The following is a 1,049-nucleotide window of genomic DNA, read 5'->3' on the forward strand; positions in this document are numbered from 1 at the left end:
ACGCGGCCTATGTGATCTATACGTCGGGGTCGACCGGACGGCCGAAGGGTGTCGTCCTCCACCACGGCGGACTCACCAACCTCTACCGCGACCACGAACGCGAGCTGTACCGGCCCGTCGCCGAACGCCTCGGCCGCCGCATCCGCGCCCTCCACACCGCGTCCTTCTCCTTCGACTCCTCCTGGGAGCAGTTGCTCTGGCTCGTCGCCGGACACGAACTCCACATCCTGGACGAATACGAACGCCGCGACGCCGAAGCCGTCGTCAACTACGTCCAGACCAAGGAGATCGACGCCCTCGACGTCACCCCGTCCTACGCCCGACAGCTCATCGACGCCGGACTCCTCACCGGAACCCGACGCCCGCCGCTGTTCCTCCTCGGTGGCGAAGCCGTACCCCCAGCGCTGTGGACCGAACTCAGCGCCTACACCGACGTCGAGACCGTCAACTACTACGGGCCCACCGAATTCACCGTCGACGCCCTCATGGCCCGCATCACCGACTCCGACACCCCCGTCATCGGACGCCCCCTCGACAACAGCCAAGCCCACATCCTCGACCACCACCTCCACCCCGTACCCCCCGGCATCACCGGCGAGCTCTACCTCACCGGCACCCAAAACGCCCGCGGCTACCTCGGCCAACCCGCCCTCACCGCCGAACGCTTCACCGCCAACCCCCACGGCCCCGCCGGCACCCGCATGTACCGAACCGGCGACCTCGCCCGCTGGAACACCCACGGCCACATCGAATACCTCGGCCGCGCCGACCACCAAATCAAAATCCGCGGCTACCGCATCGAACTCGGCGAAATCGAAACCACACTCACCACACACCCCGACGTCACCGCCGCCACCGTCATCGTCCGCGACAACACCCTCCACGCCTACACCACCGGCACCGCCAACCCCACCGCACTACGCAACACCCTCACCACCACCCTCCCCGACTACATGATCCCCACCACCATCACCAACCTCCACGCACTCCCCACCAACATCAACGGCAAACTCGACCACAACGCCCTCCCCACCCCCACAACCACCACC

At 66.8% G+C, this 1,049-nt stretch carries 1 protein-coding gene; it reads left to right on the top strand.

The window, feature by feature from the left end:
* On the top strand, nucleotides 1-1,049 hold a 1,049-nt coding region (locus ACH4S7_RS36540; protein ID WP_398525746.1), incomplete at both ends, for an amino acid adenylation domain-containing protein.

Source organism: Streptomyces sp. NPDC020965 (assembly GCF_044333555.1).
Classification (GTDB): domain Bacteria; phylum Actinomycetota; class Actinomycetes; order Streptomycetales; family Streptomycetaceae; genus Streptomyces.